General features: G+C 59.5%; 17 protein-coding genes and 1 tRNA gene. 6 read left to right on the plus strand and 12 right to left on the minus strand.

Annotated elements, in window-relative coordinates:
* Window positions 1–2: 2 nt before the first annotated feature.
* The gene (locus ACOQFT_RS19935) at window positions 3–704 is read right to left on the minus strand and encodes a GntR family transcriptional regulator (protein WP_421600074.1); all 702 of its coding nucleotides are present in this window, start codon (window positions 702–704) and stop codon (window positions 3–5) included.
* 233 nt (window positions 705–937) lie between these two features.
* Between ACOQFT_RS19935 and ACOQFT_RS19940 the strand changes: the two genes are divergently transcribed.
* Window positions 938–2,065 carry an aminotransferase class V-fold PLP-dependent enzyme gene (locus tag ACOQFT_RS19940; protein ID WP_421599595.1) on the plus strand — a complete coding sequence of 376 codons (1,128 nt, stop codon included), beginning with the start codon at window positions 938–940 and terminating at the stop codon, window positions 2,063–2,065.
* A 22-nt stretch (window positions 2,066–2,087) separates the two neighbouring features.
* Here the strand turns inward: ACOQFT_RS19940 and ACOQFT_RS19945 are convergent, their stop codons facing one another.
* From ACOQFT_RS19945 to ACOQFT_RS19955, 3 genes are all read right to left on the minus strand, one after another.
* The gene (locus ACOQFT_RS19945) at window positions 2,088–3,284 is read right to left on the minus strand and encodes a UbiH/UbiF family hydroxylase (RefSeq protein ID WP_421599596.1); all 1,197 of its coding nucleotides are present in this window, start codon (window positions 3,282–3,284) and stop codon (window positions 2,088–2,090) included.
* A gap of 76 nt (window positions 3,285–3,360) precedes the next feature.
* Complete coding sequence (locus tag ACOQFT_RS19950; protein ID WP_170331034.1) at window positions 3,361–3,609, minus strand: hypothetical protein; 249 nt, start codon at window positions 3,607–3,609, stop codon at window positions 3,361–3,363.
* A gap of 87 nt (window positions 3,610–3,696) precedes the next feature.
* A complete protein-coding gene (locus ACOQFT_RS19955; RefSeq protein ID WP_421599597.1) occupies window positions 3,697–4,341 on the minus strand; it encodes a pyrimidine 5'-nucleotidase in 645 nt (214 codons plus the stop codon).
* A gap of 100 nt (window positions 4,342–4,441) precedes the next feature.
* On the opposite strand from ACOQFT_RS19955, the gene ACOQFT_RS19960 reads away from it, so the two are divergent.
* Window positions 4,442–5,089 carry a GntR family transcriptional regulator gene (locus ACOQFT_RS19960; protein WP_421599598.1) on the plus strand — a complete coding sequence of 216 codons (648 nt, stop codon included), beginning with the start codon at window positions 4,442–4,444 and terminating at the stop codon, window positions 5,087–5,089.
* Window positions 5,090–5,092: 3 nt separating this feature from the next.
* On the opposite strand, the gene ACOQFT_RS19965 is transcribed toward ACOQFT_RS19960, so the two are convergent.
* Both ACOQFT_RS19965 and carA read right to left on the minus strand, forming a co-directional pair.
* A complete protein-coding gene (locus ACOQFT_RS19965; RefSeq protein ID WP_421599599.1) occupies window positions 5,093–6,967 on the minus strand; it encodes a glycosyltransferase in 1,875 nt (624 codons plus the stop codon).
* An 84-nt stretch (window positions 6,968–7,051) separates the two neighbouring features.
* A complete protein-coding gene (gene carA / locus ACOQFT_RS19970; protein WP_421599600.1) occupies window positions 7,052–8,218 on the minus strand; it encodes a glutamine-hydrolyzing carbamoyl-phosphate synthase small subunit in 1,167 nt (388 codons plus the stop codon).
* A 183-nt stretch (window positions 8,219–8,401) separates the two neighbouring features.
* Between carA and ACOQFT_RS19975 the strand changes: the two genes are divergently transcribed.
* A complete protein-coding gene (locus ACOQFT_RS19975) occupies window positions 8,402–8,887 on the plus strand; it encodes a GatB/YqeY domain-containing protein (protein ID WP_170441849.1) in 486 nt (161 codons plus the stop codon).
* Window positions 8,888–8,912: 25 nt separating this feature from the next.
* On the opposite strand, the gene ACOQFT_RS19980 is transcribed toward ACOQFT_RS19975, so the two are convergent.
* From ACOQFT_RS19980 to ctaD, 3 genes are all read right to left on the minus strand, one after another.
* On the minus strand, window positions 8,913–9,404 hold the full coding sequence (locus ACOQFT_RS19980; protein ID WP_421599601.1) for a DUF2244 domain-containing protein: 492 nt from the start codon (window positions 9,402–9,404) through the stop codon (window positions 8,913–8,915).
* 44 nt (window positions 9,405–9,448) lie between these two features.
* Window positions 9,449–10,048: a 2-hydroxychromene-2-carboxylate isomerase gene (locus ACOQFT_RS19985; protein WP_421599602.1), complete on the minus strand. Its 600-nt coding sequence runs from the start codon at window positions 10,046–10,048 to the stop codon at window positions 9,449–9,451.
* A 142-nt stretch (window positions 10,049–10,190) separates the two neighbouring features.
* Window positions 10,191–11,849 (minus strand): cytochrome c oxidase subunit I, encoded by a 1,659-nt coding sequence (gene ctaD / locus ACOQFT_RS19990; RefSeq protein ID WP_421599604.1) that lies wholly within the window; start codon window positions 11,847–11,849, stop codon window positions 10,191–10,193.
* Window positions 11,850–12,153: 304 nt separating this feature from the next.
* Here ctaD and ACOQFT_RS19995 point away from each other — a divergent pair, with 304 nt between their 5' ends.
* Complete coding sequence (locus ACOQFT_RS19995; protein WP_421599605.1) at window positions 12,154–12,573, plus strand: HIT family protein; 420 nt, start codon at window positions 12,154–12,156, stop codon at window positions 12,571–12,573.
* Here the strand turns inward: ACOQFT_RS19995 and ACOQFT_RS20000 are convergent, their stop codons facing one another.
* Window positions 12,574–12,999 (minus strand): MerR family transcriptional regulator, encoded by a 426-nt coding sequence (locus ACOQFT_RS20000; protein ID WP_421599606.1) that lies wholly within the window; start codon window positions 12,997–12,999, stop codon window positions 12,574–12,576.
* A gap of 81 nt (window positions 13,000–13,080) precedes the next feature.
* On the opposite strand from ACOQFT_RS20000, the gene ACOQFT_RS20005 reads away from it, so the two are divergent.
* On the plus strand, window positions 13,081–14,013 hold the full coding sequence (locus ACOQFT_RS20005) for a cation diffusion facilitator family transporter (protein ID WP_421599607.1): 933 nt from the start codon (window positions 13,081–13,083) through the stop codon (window positions 14,011–14,013).
* A 288-nt stretch (window positions 14,014–14,301) separates the two neighbouring features.
* On the opposite strand, the gene lipB is transcribed toward ACOQFT_RS20005, so the two are convergent.
* Window positions 14,302–14,958, minus strand: coding sequence for a lipoyl(octanoyl) transferase LipB (gene lipB / locus ACOQFT_RS20010; RefSeq protein ID WP_421599608.1), 657 nt, complete (start codon window positions 14,956–14,958; stop codon window positions 14,302–14,304).
* A 39-nt stretch (window positions 14,959–14,997) separates the two neighbouring features.
* Entirely contained in the window at window positions 14,998–15,657 is a 660-nt protein-coding gene (locus ACOQFT_RS20015) for a DsbA family oxidoreductase (protein ID WP_421599609.1), read from the minus strand.
* 142 nt (window positions 15,658–15,799) lie between these two features.
* Between ACOQFT_RS20015 and ACOQFT_RS20020 the strand changes: the two genes are divergently transcribed.
* Window positions 15,800–15,886 (plus strand) — tRNA-Leu (locus tag ACOQFT_RS20020).
* Window positions 15,887–15,921: the final 35 nt, after the last annotated feature.

Raw genomic sequence — 15,921 nt, forward strand, 5'->3', positions numbered from 1 at the left:
ATTTAATAACTGGTGCGAATGCAATATCCGGGATGGTGTGTCATGCGCGCGAAGGTCATCGGCTCACCATCTTTCCAGGTCGTACGCTCAAGCTGAATCATCGAGGTGCCGGCAGTGGTGCCCATGAATTCGGCCAGACGCCCGTCGGCGGAAATCGCGCAAAAGGCAATCTCGGCCTCGGTGAAGGGCGCGACATTCAGCAGCCATTCATGCGGGCCCTGCGAATTGAGGTCGGCATGTTCGACTTCAGGCACGGTGTTGATGTTGATCCAGCGCTCTTCCAATTGAAAGGGGCGGTTGTCGGCGTAGTGCATACAGATCACGTGCAGCACACGCGCGTCCGGAGAAACGCTGAGCTGTGACGCCAGCCACCCGGGGCTGGGTACGACTTTCCGCTCGACCAGCGCATAGCGATAGGTTGAATTCTGGTTCTCGACGACCTGTCGCGCCAGCGAGAGCTCCAGTTTCGCGTGTTTGCTGGGTTCTTTTTTGACCCGTGTTCCGCTTTTGCGTTTACGCTCCACGAACCCCTGATCGGCTAATTCCCGCAAAGCGCGGTTTACGGTCGCGCGCGCGCAATTGAATTCTTCGGCAAGCTGCGTTTCCGTTGGCAGCAATGATCCCTGAGGCCAGATCCGGCTTTCAATGCGGCGTTTAACTTCGTCCCGTACAACCTGAAAACTGATCCGCTTTTGAGCATTCACGAGAAGCAATACCTTTCTTCTTCAAAGTGAGTGTATCTGTTCAGAAACACCTCTGGGTGTAAAGAGGGGCTGACACTATTTGGCGTCAAGTAGGGGGGCTTATGGTGCAGTTTCCGTTGATTTTTTCACGGGGAAATAAGGTTCCCTTGCGTCAATTGTCGGCGCAAGAAAACTGCTTTACCAATTTCGGCAGAAGATTCACTTTGCCCGAGTACTGTTTGAAAGGACAAATCATGCCGGCGCTTTTGGATAGCATTGACCCCAACGGGCTCGAGGAATTCTCGGTTGTATTCACCGACCGTTCCCTGAACCACATGTCAGCCCGGTTTCAGACCGTCATGCGCGATATCTCAACGATGCTGATAGATGTCTACGGCGCTGAAGGCATTGCCATAATTCCGGGTGGTGGGACCTATGCAATGGAGGCTGTGGCCCGCCAGTTCGCGCGCAATGCCAACGTTCTGGTGGTGCGGAATGGGTGGTTTTCCTACCGTTGGAGCCAGATCATCGAATCCGCGGATTTGACGGCGTCGGCTACAGTGCTCAAGGCGCGGCAAACTGGCAACTCCAACCCGTCCCCGTTTGCGCCAGCACCGATCGAAGAGGTGGTATCAACTATTCGTGAGCAGCGCCCGGATGTGGTGTTCGCGCCGCATGTCGAAACCGCGGCGGGTCTGATTCTGCCGGATGACTACGTGATGGCCATGGCGGACGCTGCGCATGAGGTTGGCGCGCTGATGGTGCTGGATTGCATCGCCTCGGGCTGCGCCTGGGTCGATATGAAGGCAACGGGCGTGGACGTCCTGATCTCGGCCCCGCAGAAAGGCTGGAGCGCGTCGCCCTGTGCCGGTCTGGTTATGTTGTCTGAACGGGCTGAGGCGCGGTTGGAAGAGACCACATCCGACAGTTTTGCAGTCGACTTGAAGAAATGGCGTCAGATCATGCAGGCCTATGAGAATGGCGGCCATGCCTATCATGCCACCATGCCGACCGACGCGCTGCAAGCGTTCCGGGACACAATGGCCGAGACCCGCGATTACGGCTTCGAAAAGCTGCGTGATGCGCAATGGGCATTGGGCAACGGCGTGCGGGCAATGCTGAAGGACAAGGGCATTGTGTCAGTGGCCGCCGATGGGTTCGGCGCGCCGGGAGTTGTGGTCAGCTATACCTCGGACCCCGAGGTTCAGAACGGTAAGAAATTCGCCGCGCTGGGAATGCAGATCGCCGCTGGCGTACCGCTGCAATGTGACGAACCCGAAGGATTCAGCACTTTCCGTCTGGGCCTGTTCGGGCTGGACAAGCTGTACGATGTAGATGGCACAATCGCGCGGCTCAAGCGCGTGCTGGATCAGGTATTGTGATCGTCTGAGTGATCTGGGGGCCTCAGCGCACGCCGAGGCCCATCTGCATCAAGGTCTTGCGCACGGGCGGCAGGGAATAGAGCGCGTTCAGCCCCATCGCCCGCGCATCGCGCAGCGGCCGTGCCTCGATCATCGAGGCGCGGTTCAGAAGGTCGATGCCTTTGACGCGCAATTCGATCTCGGTGTGACGGGCCTTGTGGTAGGCATCCAGCATCTGTACGTCACCCAGACCTTCGGGGCGGGCCTGCGCCAAATCCAGCAGGCTGCGCAAATCACCCAGCGACATGTTCAGCCCCTGCGCGCCGATGGGCGGCACCACATGGGCGGCTTCGGCCATCAGGGCAATCCGTTCACCCGACAGCCGTTCCGCCGACTGGCTGATGATCGGCCAGATTGTCCGGCGTGAGGCCAGTTTCAACGGTCCGAACAACCCACAGGAACGCTCGGTCATCAGAGCCTCAAAAGCCTCGGGTTCGGTGTTCAGCAGCTCAACCGCACGCGGTCCGCGCTCCATCCAGACAATCGCGGATGAGGGCTGGCCTTGCCAGTCGGGCAGGGGGACCAGAGTGAACGGCCCACCCGAGCGGTGGATCTCGGTCGAGACATTCTCGTGCGGAATCGGGTGCGTCACGGCAAAAGCCAGCGCCTTCTGACCGTAGCGTGTGGTGTGCACGTTGATCCCCGCGGCCTCGCGCATGGGGGAATTGCGCCCGTCGGCAGCGATCACCAGTTTGCAGCGGATGCGGCTGCCGTCGCTTAGGCCCACACGCGCCTCGGCGGTGCGGGTGAACAGGCTGACAGTGCCGGTGCCGGGGCGGAAATCGACATTGGGCAGTTCGGCCAGACGGGCCACCAATTCACGCCGCAGCAACCAGTTGGGCAGGTTCCAGCCAAAGGGCTGGTCCGAAATATCAGCGGCGTTGAAATCGCGTATTACACGGGGTTCGGGCACGTCGCCGCCCGCATCGACAATGCGCATGATCTGCAAGGGGGCGGCGTGTTCATCCAGCCGCTGCCACAGCCCGCATTGCTCCAAAAGCCCGTGCGCAGGCTGCAGAAACGCCGTGGTCCGCAGATCGGACCCGTCCACGTCACGTTCAGTGATGGGCGGAGTGGGGTCGACGCAGACAACGTCGAACGCTGCAGTTCCAAACACCGCCGCAGCGGTCAGTCCGGCGATTCCCCCGCCGGAAATCAGGATGTCACAGCTGTCTGTCATGGCCTTGGTCTCCGAGGTTTGGGCAGAAACTAGTTCGGTTCCAAGGTGGGTGCCAAGTGACATCCTGTCCCGCTTGTCAGCCGCGCGAAATCAGAATGAGGAGGATGAACATCATCGGCACCATCATCACGGCCGGGATATAAAGCCCCGGCAGGCCAAACAGCAGGGCCGAGCACCCCCACATGCTGACGATCGCAGCGGCCGTATAATACCAGTCTTCGGCCTCGCCATTGGCGGCGTCTTTTGCCAGCCAGCCGAAAACGGGGATTGCAAACAACAGGCGCTGCCAAATGGGCAGGCGCCGAGGCATCTCGATCGCGCTCATGGGGTTCTCCGGTTCTGTTCGTCGCTGAGGCGCATATAGGGGCGATGCTGCACCTGCAAAATGTGCAGATCGTCGCAGCGTGACAGCCTATCGCAGACGGGCCAGAAATGCGGTCAGATCGTCGGTGTGGTGGTGGATATGGTCGGCTTCGTGCGGCTCGGGCGCGACGTGAACCGTGCGCATTCCCATCGCGTGCGGAGCGGCCAGATTGCGCGGGTCATCCTCGAACATTGCGGCCCTGGTCGTGTCGATTCCATCCTGGGCGAAGATCTTCTCGAATGCGGCTCTTTCCGGCTTTGGCCGATAGCCCGCGTGCTCGACGCCATAGATCGCGTCGAACAGGCCGCTAAGTCCGCGCGCGTCCAGAACGCGTTCGGCATAGGGCGCGCTGCCGTTGGTGTAGACGATGCGGCGGCCGGGCAGGGACCGGATATGACCGGCCAGTTCTGCGTCGGGGTCCATGTGGCTCATGTCTACCTGATGAACCGCGTGCAGATAAGGATCGGGGTCAAGATCGTGCTCGGCCATCAGCCCTGCCAATGTGGTACCGTATTGCCGCCAATAATGCGAGCGTAGCCGATCCGCCTCGGCCCGGTCGACGCCGATGGCCTGGACTACGTAGTCCGTCATCAGCACCTCGATCTGGTCGAACAGACGCATGTGAGGCGGATAGAGCGTATTGTCCAGATCGAACACCCATTGGGTGACGTGGGAAAAGGCAGGTTTGACCATGGTTTTGGTTTAGAGCGCGGGGCACCGGTTTTCAATGCTGCTCTTGATCCGGAGGGCAAGTGACGGATAGACATGTTCGAACGAGGAGACAAACCACCCAATGCCCCAATCCAGACAGCCCAACAAAGACGCCTACAGCCTAATTCTCGAAGCGATCGACTTGGGCGTTTACAAGCCCGGCGACCGTCTGGTCGAAAGCGAGTTGGCTGAGCGGTTCGGGGTGTCGCGTACGCCGATCCGTGAGGCGCTGCAACGGCTGGAAACGCAATCCCTGCTGGAACGCGACGGGCGGTCCTTGATTGTCGCCTCGCTGGACCACAACCAGATGGCCGAGCTGTACGTGGTGCGGCGTGAGCTGGAGGGGCTTGCCGCGAAACTGGCCGCCAGGCACGCCACCGAAGAAGAAGTCAAGGTGTTGCAGGATATGGTTGCCGCTGATGACGCGCTTGTCGATGACCCGGTGGCCTTGTCACGGGCGAACCGGCGGTTCCACGAACAGATTCATCTGGCCTCGCACAACCGTTATCTGGTGCAGCAATTGGACCTTGTGCATCGTACAATGGCGCTGATGGCTACGACATCGCTGGCGGCGCAGGGCCGGGGCGAAATCGCGCAGAGCGAACACAAGGGGATCGTCGAGGCGATCGCAGCCCGCGATGAAGAGGCGGCTGGACGAGCCCTCAAGGATCACATTTCGGTCGCCTTCACAACGCGCCTGAAACAGGATGCCATCCGTCGCGAGAGCTGACCGTCAGTGCGGCAGGCCCTCTTCGCTGGCCTGGCCGTGTTGTGTTTTGTCCCAGAAGAATGGGTCCAATAGCAGTTCCCACAGGGCCTTGTATGCAGCCAGAACGCCCAGCGGAAAATACAGCGGCATTGTCGGCACCCAAGCGAGCAGAAAACGCCGTTCGCGCGCGGACACTGCGATTACTCCGACCAGAGTATTGACGGCCTCTGCAAGCAGGAACAGGCCGAACAATGCGGTAAGTCCGGCACCCGAGAGGATCGGATCAAGCGGGCTGGGCAGGCCAAAGGTCGTCAACCAGAACAGCCACAGGACCGGAGCCAGCACGAACTGCCCGACGGTCCCAAGAAAGAACGCTTGCAGGCCGAGAAATCGCCAGGGGCCGAGATCGCTCAGCAATCGCAGTGGTGACCGCATGTGAACAAGGTAGGTGACCATGAACCCCTTGAGCCAGCGAGAGCGTTGCCGCACCCACGGCCAGGCGCGAAAATTCGCCTCTTCAAACGTGGCGGTATCGACCATTTCCGTACGGTACCCGGCCCGGCTGAGCCGCACGCCCAGATCGGCATCTTCGGTGACGTTGTGGGCATCCCACCCGCCCAGCTCCAGCAGCTTGTCACGGCGGAAAAAGAACGTGGTTCCACCCAAGGGCACCACCAGCCCAAGTCGCGCGATGCCTTGCAGGATCACCCGAAACCAGCTGTTGTATTCGATGGTAAAGCAGCGTGATCGCCAGTTGGTGCGGGGGTTGTAATAGTCCAGAACGCCTTGCAGGCAGACCACATCCTCGTCCGTCCGTGCAAAGTGCCGGACAACCCGTTCGATCTGGTCCGGCTGTGGTGCGTCCTCGGCATCCCAGACGCCCAGAATATCGCCGCGGCAAAAATCCAGCGCAAAGTTCATTGCGCGGGGTTTGGTGGTCAGACCGTTCAGGGCGGGCACCTCGACGGTTCTGATCCAGCTGGGCAAATGGGCTTGCGCCAATGTGGACCGCGTCACTTCATCGGTTTCTTCCAGCACGAGAATGACATCCAGCAGCGCCTTGGGGTAAGTCAGCCGCCGCAGTCGGCGGATCAGGGCGCCGGCAATTTCTCTCTCTTTATAGAGCGGCACCATGATGGAGACACAGGGTAATGCCAATGGCGGGCTGGGGGGTGGTGTTTTGCTACGGCGTGTCCGGTGATGCCAGATGTAGTTCAGGAGGCCAGCCAAGCGCAGACACAGAAACAGGATCAGGCTGATCACGGCAGCTGCGACCAGTACGGCAAACCCGGTCATTGGAAAGGCGGCAAACAATGTCATAAGGCCCGCGAGCGCGACCGCAGGCCCAACACGGGATCGCGGGGTCCAGGACCGGCAGCTCTGGTCAAGGTCCACCCGGGCTTCGGCGGCCTCGGCAAGAGGGGTAGAGAACACGCGCGCGATTGCGTCGTCGATCTGATCTGCGACGGCGAGCACGGGGATGATTGTGTAGCCGGTATCCTCCAGTTCGGTTTGCACGTCCGGGAACAGATCGGGCCGCGCCGTGCAGACCAATAGAATGGGCCCCAACTGCCGCCACGGGATGACATTATGTGCCAGCCAGAAGTCAACGGGCTTGATCCGGCACAGATTGGAGGGTGGGGGCAAGCTGTCCAGATCGGCTATCTGCAGGCCGGTTTGCTCGGACAAGGCGTTCAGCACGTCCTGACGGTTGACCCAGCCCTCGGCCACCAGAATTTCACCTAGCGGCGCCTGCTGCCAGGATTGCAGAAACAGTGCTTCGTCCAGCTGTGCCTTTGTGATCAAGCCACGGTCGACAAGACAAGCCCCCAAAGGCTTGCGTTCCTGAGCAGGTATCGGCGCGGCGTGCGCGAAATGCTGCAGGTTCAGTTCGACCATAACGAAACAACCCTGACGCGATTAGCAGGCATCAGGGTTGCTCAATTAAGGTTAACAGCGGGTTAACTCTGATCAAAACGCTGTTTATGCGGTGGCTTTCTTGTCCGCCATCGCGGCTGCAAAGCGTTCGAACAGATAGAAACTGTCTTGCGGGCCGGGCGAGGCTTCGGGGTGGTACTGAACCGAATAGACCGGGCGGTCGGACATACGGATGCCGCAGTTCGAGCCGTCAAACAGCGACCGGTGAGTCTCAACCACGCCCTCGGGCAGAGACTGCGCGTCCACCGCAAAACCGTGGTTCATCGAGGTGATCTCGACCTTGCCGGTCTCCATATCCTTGACCGGGTGGTTGGCGCCGTGGTGGCCGTGGTTCATCTTGACGGTCTGACCGCCCAAGGCCAACGCCAGCATCTGGTGGCCTAGGCAGATGCCAAAGACGGGCAGGTCGGTAGTGTCCAGAACCTCTTTGATCATCGGAACGGCGTATTCACCAGTGGCCGCCGGGTCGCCAGGGCCGTTGGACAGGAAGACGCCGTCAGGATTGTGCGCCAGAACTTCCGCCGCTGTCGCAGTGGCGGGCAGCACAGTTACGTCACAACCAGCCGAGGCGAGGCAGCGCAGAATGTTGCGCTTGGCGCCGAAATCCACGGCAACAACCTTATGTGCGGGGGCGTCCTGACGGGTATAGCCATCGGGCCATGCCCAACGCATCTCGTCCCAGCGATAGCTTTGGGCGCAGGTGACCTCTTTGGCGAGATCCATACCTTCCAGCCCCGCAAAGCCGCGTGCGGCGGCGACCAAAGCCTCAATGTCGAAATTGCCCTCGGGGTCATGGGCCAGCGCTACATGCGGCGCGCCTTGCTGACGGATGGCGCGGGTCAGGCGACGGGTGTCGACGCCGCCGATGGCGATGCGGCCACGACGGGTCAACCAGGTCTTCAGCTCTTCGGCCGAGCGCCAGTTCGACGGCTCGGTCGGGTCCCATTTGACCACCATCCCGGCGGCCACAGGATCACCGGTTTCGTCATCCTCGGGGTTCACGCCGACATTGCCGATATGCGGGAAGGTGAAGGTGACGATCTGCCCGGCGTAGGACGGATCGGTCATGATTTCCTGATAGCCGGTCATGGCGGTGTTAAAGCACAGTTCGGCCACAGTCTGACCGGTGGCGCCGAAGCCCATCCCGTAGAACAGTGTACCGTCGGCCAATGCCAGACATGCGGTGGGCTTGGACGGGGCGTTCTGGACCATCGGGCGACTCTCCTGCTGGGTAAATCGGCGCATAACTAAGGGGGTTGCGGCGCTGGGTCAAGTCTGTTGAAATTTTGCGCTATTGTGTAAAATCAATGAGTTAGCAATATTCACTTCCGGTTGTATCGCGCTTTTTGTTTCGATATGGTCGGGGTTCCTTTTCCATGGGGATGGACAGATCATATGGATATGCGATCACGGGTGAACTCTGCCCTGAAGCAAGCAATGAAAGACAAAGATGCCGAGCGTTTGTCGACGCTGCGGTTGATTAACGCTGCAATCAAAGACCGCGACATCGCTTCGCGGGCCTCTGACAATGAAGAGGCCAAAGGCTGCGGCGACGCCGAGGTTCTTGAAATCCTTGGGAAAATGACCAAACAGCGCAAGGAAAGCGCCCGCGCCTATGAAGAGGGCGGACGGCTGGACCTGGCCGAGCGGGAACTGCGCGAGGTCGAGGTTATCGAGGAATTCCTGCCCAAGCAGTTGGATGACGACGAGGTCTCCAAAGCCATTCAGACGGCGATTACTGCCACCGGAGCGGGTTCGATCCGCGACATGGGCAAGGTCATGGGCGAGCTCAAGACCCGCTACACCGGCCAGATGGATTTCGGCAAGGTCGGCCCGATGGTCAAGGACCACCTGTGCGCCGCGTCGAACGGCGGCTGCTGAAAACATTCAAATGTTGTGACTGCATTTACTGCGCGACCGGTTCGCGCAGTTTTTGTTTCAGGTCGTCGTATAGAGCGATACGCTCGTCCTCGGACAGGAACGCTCCGATTTCCACTTCGCGCCCATCTCCGGTCAACGTGACATAGTTTGGAACGGGTCCGCCGTGTTTGTGCATCTCGGGCCGGGCCCAATAGCGGTTGCAGGTCCATTCTTGCTGGCCCGAACGTGGGTCATGGTGGATTAGATGCGCCTTCGTGCCGGTCAGGGTCAGAATCTCGAATACGCTGCGGGCGCGATAGTTGGTCAGGATGGCCAGCCACAGGCCCAGAACGGTCAGCAACAGGAAGGGCAGCAGCCCCCACAGGATCACCGATCCCAACACCGCCAGCAATGGAATCAGCCCAAACAGAAACACCGACAGGATCACGATCATCGCCCCGCGCCGCGGCAACGAGTTATGCGGCCAAAGGCGCAGCTCCTGTTCGGTTTCCGAGGTCTGATTCCATCGGTAGGGCATGGTTGAAAGCTAGCGCAACAAGGGTGCGTGTCGAAGGGAAATGATCAGGTCACATGGCCGACGCGCGACCATGACAGCGCGTCGTCCAGCCGGTCATCACCCCAGAAAACTTCGCCGTTGACGACAAGGCTTGGGGCTCCGAAAACCCCGAGTTTCGCGGCATGTTCCGTTTCGGCCTCAAGTGCTGCGACGGTATCGGGGCTGCGGGCGCGGGCCAGCACCAGACGCGGGTCCTGCTGGCACCTGTGCAGCGCTTCGGTGATGGCGGATTCGCTGCCAGCTTCGTTATTTTCCTCGAACCAGATGCGATACAGCGTCTGGGTGAAATTCTTGCCCCAGCCGTCTCCCATGCCCAGCAAGGCGACCTGATTGGCCAGCGCCAGGTCCGAGATCGGGTAAGGTGCGGGCAAGTTGGCGTGGATGCGGTACTTTGCAGCCCGGCGCTCGATATCCCGCCACATATATGCGGATTTCACCGGCTTGCCGGCAAACGGGATATTCTGCTGGTCCTTCATCACGCTGCGCACATTGAACGGTCGCCATTTCACCGTGACGTCGTGTTCCGCGCTCCAGTCGTCCAGACGCATGATCGTCAGGAAGCTGTAGGTGCTGCCTATAGAATACCAAAAATCAATTTCGGGCATGTGATACCCCCGGGTTGCCGGATGTCCAAACTCTGACAGGATAGCCGATTTTGGCGGTTCTGGCGACTTTTGGGCTGTAATCCAGAGCGGTAACGAAAAAACCCCGCCGATTCGGCGGGGTTTTCTTTGGGGTTGGCAGGGATCAGTGCGCGTGGCCTTTGTCCCAGTCTTCCTGCTTGGGCAGCTGCTCGAACGTGTGCTCGGGCGGCGGCGAGGGCAGGGTCCATTCCAGCGTATCCGCATATTCGTTCCATGGGTTCGGGCGGGTCTCTTTCGCGCCACGCAGCAGGGCGTAGATCACGATGCTGAAGAACAGCAGGAACGAGGCGAACGAGATGAACGCGCCGATTGACGAAACAAGGTTCCATTGGGCGAATGCCTCGGGGTAGTCGATATAGCGGCGTGGCATGCCCTGACGGCCCAGGAAGTGCTGCGGGAAGAAGGTCAGGTTGGCGCCGATGAAGAACAGCCAGAAGTGAACCTTGCCCCAGAATTCCGAGTACTGACGACCGGTCATCTTCGAGAAGTAGAAGTACACACCCGCAAAGATCGCAAAGACGGCACCCAAGCTCATCACATAGTGGAAATGCGCAACCACGTAGTAGGTGTCGTGATAGGCGCGGTCGATACCGGCCTGCGACAGCACCACACCGGTCACACCGCCAACGGTGAACAGGAACAGGAAGCCGAAGGCGAACAGCATCGGTGTCTTGAACTCGATGGACCCGCCCCACATAGTCGCGATCCATGAGAAGACCTTAACGCCTGTGGGTACCGCGATGACCATCGTTGCCAGCATGAAGTAGGCCTGCTGACGCAGCGACATGCCAACGGTGTACATATGGTGCGCCCACACGACAAAGCCCAGCACACCGATTGCGATGATCGCCCAGACCATCGGCAGGTAGCCGAAGATCGGCTTGCGAGAGAAGGTCGCGATGACGTGGCTGATGATGCCGAAACCGGGCAGGATCACGATATACACTTCCGGGTGGCCGAAGAACCACAGGATGTGCTGATACAGGATCGGATCGCCACCACCGGCCGGATCAAAGAAAGTGAAGCCAAAGTTGCGGTCCATCAGCAACATGGTGATCGCGCCCGCCAGAACCGGCAGCGACAGCAGAATCAGCCACGAGGTGACGAAGATCGACCAGCTGAACAGCGGCACCTTGAACAGGGTCATGCCGGGGGCACGCATGTTCAGGAAGGTGGTGATCATGTTGATCGCGCCGAGGATCGAGGAGGCGCCCGATACGTGCACGGCAAAGATCGCAAGGTCCATGGACATGCCGCCCTCGGTCGTGGACAGCGGCGGGTACAGAACCCAGCCCACGCCTGAACCGGCCTGGTCATTGCCGCCCGGCGCGAGCAGCGACGCAACGCCCAGCGAGGTACCGGCGACGTACAGCCAGAAGGACAGGTTGTTCATCCGCGGGAACGCCATATCCGGCGCACCGATCTGCAACGGCATGAAATAGTTGCCAAATCCGCCGAACAGGGCGGGAATGACAACGAAGAACATCATCAGAACACCGTGATAGGTGATCATCACGTTCCACAGATGTCCGTTGGGGGTACATGGGTCAGCCATGAAGCCTTCCAGGCACATGTACTGAACACCGGGGTGCATCAGCTCGAGCCGCATGTAAACGGTCATCAGAACCGAGATCAGACCGACAATGGCCGAAACGATCAGGTAGAGAATCCCGATGTCCTTGTGGTTGGTCGACATGAACCAGCGCGTGAAAAAGCTGCGCTGGTCTTCATGGTCGTGACCATGAATGGCTGCGTCTGCCATTATAGGTGCCTCCTGTTGCAACTGACCGCGCAGCCAGACCTCTCCGGCGCGCGGTATTATTGCTGGTTTTAGAATGCGAAAGAGGCACCTTCAATGGCCGAGTTTGATCTGGATCAAGATTAATTGTCGCGGGGCGGAGGAAAACCCGCGAAATCCTGGCCGTGAACAGGGCATATCTGGCGATTGCTTCTGTTATTTCAAGGGGCGGCAAACGATCATTCGCGCGGCTTGGCAGAGTTCCGCCTTGACCCACGGGGTTGCGGGCCGCAGAACTACGCACAATACCCGAAATCGGAGACTTGATATGGACGCTTACGATCCCGACAACATCTTCGCCAAGATCCTGCGCGGAGAGATTCCCTCGACCCGTGTGTACGAGGATGACGATACGCTGGCCTTCATGGATATCATGCCACGGTCGGACGGGCATCTGCTGGTGATCCCCAAAACGCCCTGCCGAAACCTGCTGGATGCGTCGCCCGAACAGTTGGTCGCAGTGGTTGCAACAACGCAGAAACTGGCGAACGCGGCGGTCAAGGCCTTTGACGCCGACGGAGTCACCGTCCAGCAATTCAACGAGGCCGCGGGCGGGCAGGAGGTCTTCCACCTGCATTTCCACATCCTGCCTCGTTACGAGGGCGTGTCGCTGCGTGCCCCGGGGCAGATGGGTGACTTCGACCTGATCGCGCAGCACGCGGACAAGATCAAAGCGGCACTGGCCTGATCAGTCTTTGCTGTCATGCGGCCCCAGACATGCGCTGTGGTCGCCAAACGCGTGGAGCACGGCGCAAACGTGGTTGTGCCCGCCATCGCAGGCTGCGGTAATGCGGGTCAGTTCGGCCTCGAGCTTTCGCAGTTGCGTGATCCTATCCCGCAGGTCAATCAGTTGCCGTTCGGCAATCTCGTGCGCCCGGTCCAGATCCGAACCGCGTGCCCCTTCCAAAGACAGCAACGCTTCGACATCGGCCAAGGGAAGGCCGAGATCGCGCCCATGACGAATGAACCGAAGGCGGTTCAGGGCGGTTTCATCATACCGACGCTGGTTTCCGGCCGTTCGGTGCGGCTTGGGCAGCAGGCCTTTTTCTTCGTAGAACCGAATTGTGGGCACCTTGACACCAGTGCGGTTAGACAGTTCTCCGATCGAGTACATTTTTCGTATTTCGCCTCTTGAACCTCTAGTGGCTAGAGGAATTACATGGGGTGGGTAACCGAAACAAGGAACTCCGGTAAAATGCCACATGATCACCACGGGCACACTCACATTGACCCCACGAAAGGCGATAAGCGCGTTGCCGGCGCGATAGCGGTCAATATGCTGCTGACCTTTGCGCAGGTCATCGGCGGCATCCTCTCGGGGTCGCTGGCGTTGATCGCGGATGCGCTGCACAATTTCTCGGACGCCATCGCGCTGATCATCGCGTTCTTTGCCCGCAAGATCGCCCGCCGCCCCGCCGATCCGCGCATGAGCTTTGGCTATGGGCGCGCCGAGGTGGTTGCGGCGCTGATCAACTATACGACGCTGATCGTCCTGTCGGTTTATCTGATGTACGAAGGGATCATGCGGTTCTTCCAGCCTGAACCCGTCAATGGATGGATGGTGGTCTGGATCGCAGCCCTTGCTTTGATCGTGGACCTGATCACCGCCGCGCTGACCTATACGATGGCGAAGGACAGCATGAACATTCGCGCAGCCTTCATTCACAACGTGGCCGACGCGCTGGGATCGGTGGCCGTCATCATTGCGGGTGCCGCCGTGATCCTCTTCGGCTGGACATGGGTCGATCCGGCAGTCACGATCCTGATCGCGGTCTACATCCTGTGGCACGTCAAATCCGAGATCCGTGAAACCATTCGGGTTCTGATGCTGGGCGCGCCGTCCGATCTGATCCCCGAAGATGTCGCCTCCGCCATCGAGGCGACAGACGGCGTTGCCGGCGTTCATCACATCCACCTCTGGAGCATGCAGGAGCGCGAGCCAGCCCTGACTGCGCATCTCGAGATCGCTGCCCTGCGCTGGGCGGATGCAGACTCCATACGGCTTGCTGTGAAGGAAACGCTGAAATCCGGGTTTGGAATTGGTCACGTGACGCTGGAACTGGAACGGGCGGAACAGGCCTGCACGGCACCGCCCCGGTTTGGGCATGACGATTTGCATCGGGCCTAAAATGAAATTGCCGTTCCGATTTGGGGTCGGAACGGCAGACTCGTAACCAAACACTTTTCCGAATACCCAGAATATCCGGGATCACCGGTTTAACACACCACTCACTCTAGAACGGTAAGAATAGAGTACCCGTTAACGCGCGATTTGTATTCTCCGGAGTGAGCTTTCACCGAATAAAACCCAAAACTTTTGGGCAAAATGGTAGATTGCGTTCAGGTTCGGAAACAAAAATCCCAGCGGGAAAAGATTGTTAATCCCGATTTTGGCTGTCAGCGATTCGTTGTCGGGTCAGGCTTTGACCGGCTGGAAGCAATCCGAGAAAGTTTTTTTCAAGGCGACATCGACATCCGCCATTGTCACCGGCAGGCCCAGATCGACCAGCGAGGTGACCCCATGCTCGGTGATACCGCAGGGGACGATGCCCGAGAAATGCTCGAGATCCGGTTCGACATTGATCGAGATGCCGTGAAAGCTGATCCATTTGCGCAGGCGCAGACCGATGGCGGCGATCTTGTCTTCGGCGGGCTGGCCGGTGACGGTCAGAGGCTTGTCATCCCGGCGCACCCAGACGCCGACGCGGCCGTCGCGGATTTCACCCTGCACGTTGAATTCTGCCAACGCGGCGATCACCCAGTTTTCCAACTTTTTGACAAAGCCCCGCACGTCCTTGCCGCGCTTGTTCAGGTCCAGCATGACATAGGCAACGCGCTGGCCGGGGCCGTGATAGGTGTATTCCCCGCCGCGTTTGGCCTCATAGACCGGGAAGCGGTCTGGGTCGGTCAGGTCCTCGATCCGGGCCGAGGTTCCTGCGGTATAAAGCGGCGGATGTTCCAACAACCACACGCACTCGTCCGCTTCGCCCGCAGCGATTGCAGCCACCCGCGCCTCCATAAAGGCGACGGCCTCGGTATAGTCGGTTAACCCGTCGGTGATCTTCCACTCCATGACGGTTCCATATCGCGCGGATGTGCTAAGGGAAAGGGGTCACGCGGCTTCGGCCAGGCAGCGTTGCAGAACCTGAGCGTAGGTGTCCGTACCCTGCGCCCCAGTCAACAGATATTTGCCGCCGAACACCATCGACGGAACGCCCGAGATACCCCGACTGGTCCAGAACTCCTGCTTTTGGCGCACTGTGGCGACATGCGCACCGGATTCGAGTGCGGATCGCGCGACGTCTGCGTCCAGCCCGGCCGCCGTAACCGTATCAAGCAGGATATCAGTTTGTGAGACGTCTTTCTGGTTGGTGAAATACGCTTGGAACAATGCCAGCTTCAGCGGATGCTGCCGACCCTGAGACTCAGCCCAATCCAGCAATTGGTGCGCTGCAAAGGTGTTCACCATTCTACTGTCATCGTCGAAGTTGAACGCAAACCCCAGTTCTGCGCCCAGCTGCGTCAATCGATCACGTGCCTGCTGGCTTTGTTCGGCGGTTGTTCCGTATTTCTCCATGATATGCTCGCGCAGGTTCTGGCCTTCGGGCGGCATGGCGGGGTTCAGTTCGAACGGATGCCACCTGAGGCGCGCCAGCACGTTTTCCTGCTTCAGCGCCAGATCAAGCTGTCTAAACCCAACAATGCACCAGGGGCAGACAACGTCCGAAATAATGTCGATCTGAACGACGGGGCGAGGATCGGGGGTGGTCATGTCCGGACTCCTGACGGGTGATGGGGGGTGATGTGCAGCTATAGATATGGGCGCGGGCGGGGAATTCAAACCGGCGTGTTTTTTGCCTCTTCACATCCCGATCATCAGCGTCTATACGCCCCTCTACCAAGTCACTGGCAGTGCGGTCGTGGCGGAATTGGTAGACGCGCAGCGTTGAGGTCGCTGTGGGGTAACACCCGTGGAAGTTCGAGTCTTCTCGACCGCACCATTCTTATCAGAAAATCTGGCGATTGGCCCGTTCGG

Source organism: Ruegeria sp. MALMAid1280 (assembly GCF_049195285.1).
Taxonomy (GTDB): domain Bacteria; phylum Pseudomonadota; class Alphaproteobacteria; order Rhodobacterales; family Rhodobacteraceae; genus Ruegeria.